Annotated in this window: 4 protein-coding genes; 1 reads left to right on the plus strand and 3 read right to left on the minus strand. The window is 70.2% G+C overall.

Features of this window, described 5'->3' with window-relative positions; all coding sequences use genetic code 11:
- The 3 genes from ACQKIP_RS38040 to ACQKIP_RS38050 form a co-directional block, all read right to left on the minus strand.
- The coding region (locus ACQKIP_RS38040) for a DUF1996 domain-containing protein (RefSeq protein ID WP_427745192.1) at positions 1-1,205 on the minus strand (1,205 nt) is incomplete at its 3' end.
- A 76-nt stretch (positions 1,206-1,281) separates the two neighbouring features.
- Positions 1,282-1,932, minus strand: a complete 651-nt coding sequence (locus ACQKIP_RS38045; RefSeq protein WP_365852580.1) for a response regulator transcription factor — start codon at positions 1,930-1,932, stop codon at positions 1,282-1,284.
- On the minus strand, positions 1,917-3,188 hold the full coding sequence (locus ACQKIP_RS38050; RefSeq protein ID WP_365852582.1) for a sensor histidine kinase: 1,272 nt from the start codon (positions 3,186-3,188) through the stop codon (positions 1,917-1,919). The genes ACQKIP_RS38045 and ACQKIP_RS38050 overlap by 16 nt, the downstream gene beginning before the upstream one ends.
- Before the next feature lie 232 nt (positions 3,189-3,420).
- Between ACQKIP_RS38050 and ACQKIP_RS38055 the strand changes: the two genes are divergently transcribed.
- Positions 3,421-5,610 carry an MMPL family transporter gene (locus tag ACQKIP_RS38055; protein ID WP_365852584.1) on the plus strand — a complete coding sequence of 730 codons (2,190 nt, stop codon included), beginning with the start codon at positions 3,421-3,423 and terminating at the stop codon, positions 5,608-5,610.
- Positions 5,611-5,699: the final 89 nt, after the last annotated feature.

Consider the following 5,699-nt stretch of genomic DNA (forward strand, 5'->3'; position numbering starts at 1 on the left):
ATCGGGTACTTGTCCTTCAGCTGCCGGTCCTCGAAACCGGTGCAGCTCCAGGAGGCGTTGGCGTTCGCGTCACCGTTGGTGAGCGATTTGGCGTCACCGGTGATGATGCGCAGGAAGCGCGGCATCGCGACGACCTTGCTCCGCGGATTCCCGGCGAATTTCAGCGTGACCGAGGTCGGGGTCTGGATCTGGCCGACATTCTGGTCCTTGCCGCCGCCGTCCGCGCCGACGTCGTTCTCGTCCTCTCCGTTCTGGAGCCGCAGGACCGGCCAGTAATAGGTGGACTTGTCTCCCTGATTGCGGCACGTGGTGTCGCCGTTCGCGAGATCCTCGTCGCTGGAGAAGGCGTCCGTGGCCTGATTTCCGATGTAATCGTGCATATGGTGAGCGCCATTGCTCACGCCGGGTGCGGCGATGACATTGTCCGGATTGAACTTGCCGTTCTCGTTCGTCCCGCATTTCGTGGTGAAGGTGCCGCGCGAGGCGCCGCGCCGGTTGCCGGGGCGGTTGACGTTGGGCTGGACGGAGTTGATGTCGACGAAGTCGGCGGCCTCGGGTCCGTTGCCGTTCTGCTGGTCCGGCGGCTGCTGCTGGCCGTCGCCGTCGTCCGGCGGCTGCTGCTGGTCCCCTCCGTCACCGGGGGGCTGTTCCTGCCCGCCGCCGTCCTGCGGGGGTTGCTGGCCGTCGCCGCCGTTGTCCCCGTTCTGCGGCGGCTGCTGCCCGGCCGCGTCGTCGGCCCGCATGGTGCACGGCGCCATGCCGTCCATGCCCCGCGGCGGCTTGCCGCCCGCCCGGCCGATCGAGGAGCCGATGCCCTCGATGGTCGGCCGCCGCTGCTCCGCGAGGGGTCCGAGCACGGCCTTGGCCTGCTCGGCGCTGCGGGCGTCGGAGAACTTCTCGTACGCGGCGGTGATCTGGGTGTCGAGCTCCGCGAGCCGCCGGTCGACGTCCGCGCGGGCACTGTCCGGTACGTCCGAGAGGCGGGTGCCGACATCCGGGCAGCTGATGGTCGCGAGCCCCATTCTGCCGCGCCAGTCGCCAGCCTGTGTCCTGGCGGACGGCGAATCGGAGCTTTCCCCGGCGTTCGCGTAGACATTCACCGCGACCATTCCGCCGCCGCCCAGGATTAGCGCCGCCGAGGCGGCGATGGCGCGCCCGGCGAGTTTTGATCGTTTTCTTGATGTGCGTCGTGGTGTGCGTCCCATGGGACTACGTACGCAACAGGAGCCGACCCCGTTCAATCACGCGCGGGATTCCCCGGGATTCCCGCGGGCGATCTTCTCAGCGTCCTTGGTCCAGATAGGCGAGTACGGCCAGAACCCGCCGGTTGTCGTCGTCGGAGACCGAGAGGTCCAGCTTTCCGAAGATGTTGGACGTGTGCTTGGCGATCGCCCGCTCCGTCACGACGAGCTCCGCCGCGATTGCCGCGTTCGACCGTCCCTGCGCCATGAGTTCGAGCACCTCGCGCTCGCGGGGCGTCAGCTTGCCGAGCGGCTGGTCCGCCGACCGGCGCGACAGGAGCTGCTGGATGACCTGCGGGTCCATCGCGGTGCCGCCCGAGGCGACCCGGCGTACGGCGTCGATGAACTGGTCGGCGTCGAAGACCCGGTCCTTGAGGAGATAGCCGACCCCGCCGTTCCCGTCGGCGAGCAGCTCGCGCGCGTACAGCTGCTCCACGTGCTGGGAGAGCACGAGCACCGGAAGTCCCGGCCGTGCCCGCCGCGCGGCGAGCGCGCACTGGAGACCCTCGTCCGTGTGGGACGGCGGAAGCCGGACGTCGACCACGGCGACGTCCGGCTCCAACTCCGCGAGGGCCTCGGTGAGTTCGGGCCCGGTCTCGACTGCGGCGGCGATCTCGAAGTCGAATGCCTCCAGCATCCGGACCAGACCGTCACGCAGCAGGAAGAGATCTTCGGCTAGGACAACTCGCAAGGGATCTCCATGGTCACCATGGTCGGACCGCCCGCGGGACTGCTGACGGCAAGTACGCCGTCGAATGTACCGAGTCGGCGTTCGATCCCGCTCAGCCCGGAGCCCGCCCCGACGGACGCGCCGCCCTTGCCGTTGTCGGTGACCGCGATGCGCAGATGGCCGTCCGTGTGGTGGATGTCGACCCAGACGCGGTCCGCGCCCGCGTGCTTGATGGTGTTGGTCAGGGCCTCGCTCACCGCGAAGTACGCCGCCGACTCCACCGGCTCGTCCGCGCGCCCGGCGAGCTCCACGTCCACCTCGGTCTCCACCGGAAGCCGCAGCGCCAGGGCCTTCACCGCGTCGCCGAGGCCGCGCTCGGCGAGCACCGGCGGGTGGATGCCGCGGACCAGGTCACGCAGCTCGGTCAGCGCCTCGCCGGAGTTCTGCCGGGCCTTGGCGATCATCTCCTTGGCCTTTGCCGGGTTCTTCTCGATCATCGCCTCGATGGTGCCGAGGTCCATGCCCATCGCGACCAGACGGGCCTGCGCGCCGTCGTGCAGGTCCCGCTCGATGCGGCGCAGTTCGGCGGCGGAGGAGTCCACGGCGTCGTGCCGGGTCTCGGTCAACCGGTCGACGCGCCGGGCCAGTTCGCGCTCCCGCATGGAGGTGGTGGGGGCCAGCAAGGTCCTGGCGAGCAGGAAGTGGCCGCGCAGGATGTGCGGGGGAGCGAAGAGGGCGACGACGCCGATCGAGGTGCCGAGCAGCGCGGCCATGTTGGCGGTGCTCTGCGAGGTGACGTGGACGAAGCCGTACCAGTCTCCGCCGCCCGCGTTGACGATCGGCTCCCATACGCCGAGGGCGAGGACATAGCCGTACACGGGGTAGAGGACCAGCGCCGGCGCGAAGATCACCGTGACGAAGCCCGCGGTCATGTCGACGAGCAGCCACTGCAGGTCACGCCAGGTCGCCGGGTCCTTCAGGAGCAGGGAGTTGCGCTCCACTATCCCGGTGATGCCCCGGCGCAGGTCCGGGGGGAACGGGCGGTAGGGAGTGGGGATCTGTACGCCCGACCACGCGCCGGCCTGGGCGCGGCGCAGGTCCGCCCACTTGCGTACGGCCGTCAGGAGCGGCGGGGTCGTGAAGACGCCGACGCCGATCACGATGAGGGCGATCGAGACGACCGACAGCACGAAGAGCGTGATCGACCCGGCGAGCGTGGCGATCGCCAGGTAGAGCCCGCGGGCTGCCGCGATCAAGGACGCACGGACCCTCGTCATTTTCTGATCCCCATCTCTTCCGGTCGCATGACCACATTCTCGCCGCCGGGGCGTGCGCCGGTCATTGGCCCCGGCACCCGAGCGCGGGGTGTACCTGACGACACCCCCGCACCTCGCCCTGTGCTTCGGACAGTGGGGGCTTCGGCGGCTGGGTGGGCAGGCCCCGGATTTCTAGCGTTGTCCCCGTCATCAACCGGCTTATCCGACGCTTACTTATGGGGGCGAAAAAGCCATGAGGCCAAACCTCGCGGCACGACTCGGTGTGTGGAGTGCCCACCACCGCAAGACGGCCATCCTCGGCTGGCTGCTCTTCGTCGTGCTCGCCACGACCATCGGCGGGGCCTCGGGCATGGTCACCGCGTCCGACGACGAGATGGGGGTCGGCGACTCGGGCCGGGCCGCCGAGATCCTGGACGACGCGGGCGTCGAGGAGCCCGCCGGTGAGCTCGTCATGGTCAGTTCCCGCACCGCGGACGGCTGGCGGGACGCGGCGAGCGACCTCTCCAAGGCGCTTACGGCGACCGGCGAGACCCGCGGGATGCAGGCGCCGCTGCCCTCCGAGGACCGCAAGGACGCGCTGCTGCGCTTCGAGATGAAGGGCGCGTCCGACGAGGCCGCCGACCGCGTCCAGCCGGTGCTCGACGCGGTGCAGAAGGCGAAGGACGACGGTGCGGGGAAGGGCATCTCCGTCTACCAGTTCGGCGACGCCAGCTCCGAGAAGCAGCTCGGCGACCTGCTCTCGGACGACCTCGCCAAGGCCGAGTTCACCGCGGTGCCCCTCGCGCTCGGCATCCTCCTGGTCGCCTTCGGCGCCGTGGTCGCGGCGCTGCTTCCGGTCGGGCTCGCGCTGACCGCGTGCGTGGCCGCCTTCGGCCTGCTCTCGCTCGCCAGCCATCAGCTGCACCTGTTCGAGACGACGTACTCGGTGATGTTCCTGATGGGGCTCGCGGTCGGCGTCGACTACTGCCTGTTCTATCTGCGGCGCGAGCGGGACGAACGGGCCGCGGGGCATGACGCGGAGACCGCGCTGCGGATCGCCGCCGCCACCAGCGGGCGGGCCGTCCTGGTCTCCGGCCTGACGGTGATGGTCGCGATGGCGGGCATGTTCCTGTCCGGGCTGCTGCTCTTCAAGGGTTTCGCGGTCGCCACGATCCTGGTGGTCTGCGTGGCCATGCTCGGCTCGGTCACGGTGCTTCCCGCGCTGCTCTCCGCGCTCGGCGACCGGATCAACGCGGGGCGCATCCCCTTCCTCAACCGCAGGAGCAAGAAGGGCGCGCACGCCAGCGGCGGCATCGCGCGCAAGATCCTCCGTCCCGTGCTCGCCGCGCCGAAGCTCTTCGCCGTCGCCTCGGTGGCCCTGCTGCTCGCCCTCGCGGCGCCGGCCGCCGGCATGAAGACCGAAGCGCTCGGCCTGGAGAAGCAGTTCGGCTCAAACGCCCCGCTCTCGGTGTCGTTCCGGGAGATCACCAAGGAGTTCCCCGGCGGTCCCGCCCCGGCCCGGGTCGTCGTCAAGGCGGACGAGGCCGCCGGCATCGGGTCGAAGGAGATGCGCGAGGCGCTGGCCGAGGTGGTGCGGGAAGCGGGCAAGGGTGCCGAGCTCACCGTCCACAAGAACGCGGGCGTGGCCGAGATCCACGTACCGCTGCCCGGTGACGGCACCGGCGCCGAGGCCAAGAAGGCCCTCGGCGAACTCAAGGACGACGTGGTGCCCGCCGCCTTCGACGGTCTGGACGCGCAGGCGTACGTCGGCGGCGACCTCGCCGACTCCGTGGACTTCAGCGACCAGCTCAGCAAGGGCATCGTGCCGGTGTTCGCCTTCATCGCGGCGGTGACGTTCCTGCTGATGCTCTTCAGCTTCCGCTCGCCGGTGATCGCGGTGACGTCCATCGCCCTCAACCTGCTCTCGGTGGGCGCGGCCTACGGCGTGATGACCGCGGTCTTCCAGCACGGCTGGGGCGCGGAACTGATCGGCTCCGAGCAGGTGGGGGCGATCGAGAACTGGATGCCGCTGTTCGTCCTCGTGGTCCTCTTCGGCCTGTCGATGGACTACCACGTGTTCGTGGTCTCCCGGATCAGCGAGGCACGGGACCGGGGCCTGGACAACCGCGCGGCGATCCGCGAGGGCATCACGCGCACCGCGGGCGCGGTGACGGGAGCGGCCGTGATCATGGTGGCGGTCTTCGCGGTCTTCGGCACCCTGTCCATGCAGGACATGCAGCAGATGGGCGTGGGCCTGGGCGTGGCGGTCCTGCTGGACGCGACGGTCGTACGGATGGTGCTGTTGCCGTCCCTGATGGCGCTCCTCGGGGAGCGGAACTGGCGGACGCCGCGGGGGCTTTCGTGGCTGCCCCGTATCTCTCACGGCGAGCCTGTGGCGGCCGAGCAGCCTGCTCCCCGGCGGGTTCCCTCGGGCAGGGTGTAGGCCCTCTGCCGGGACGTGTGGTGATCTGCGGGGCCGGTGGGGGCTGGTCGCGCAGTTCCCCGCGCCCCTGACGGGGCGGTGGTCGGGCT

It is taken from the genome of Streptomyces sp. NPDC059900 (assembly GCF_050270335.1).
Classification (GTDB): Bacteria; Actinomycetota; Actinomycetes; order Streptomycetales; family Streptomycetaceae; genus Streptomyces.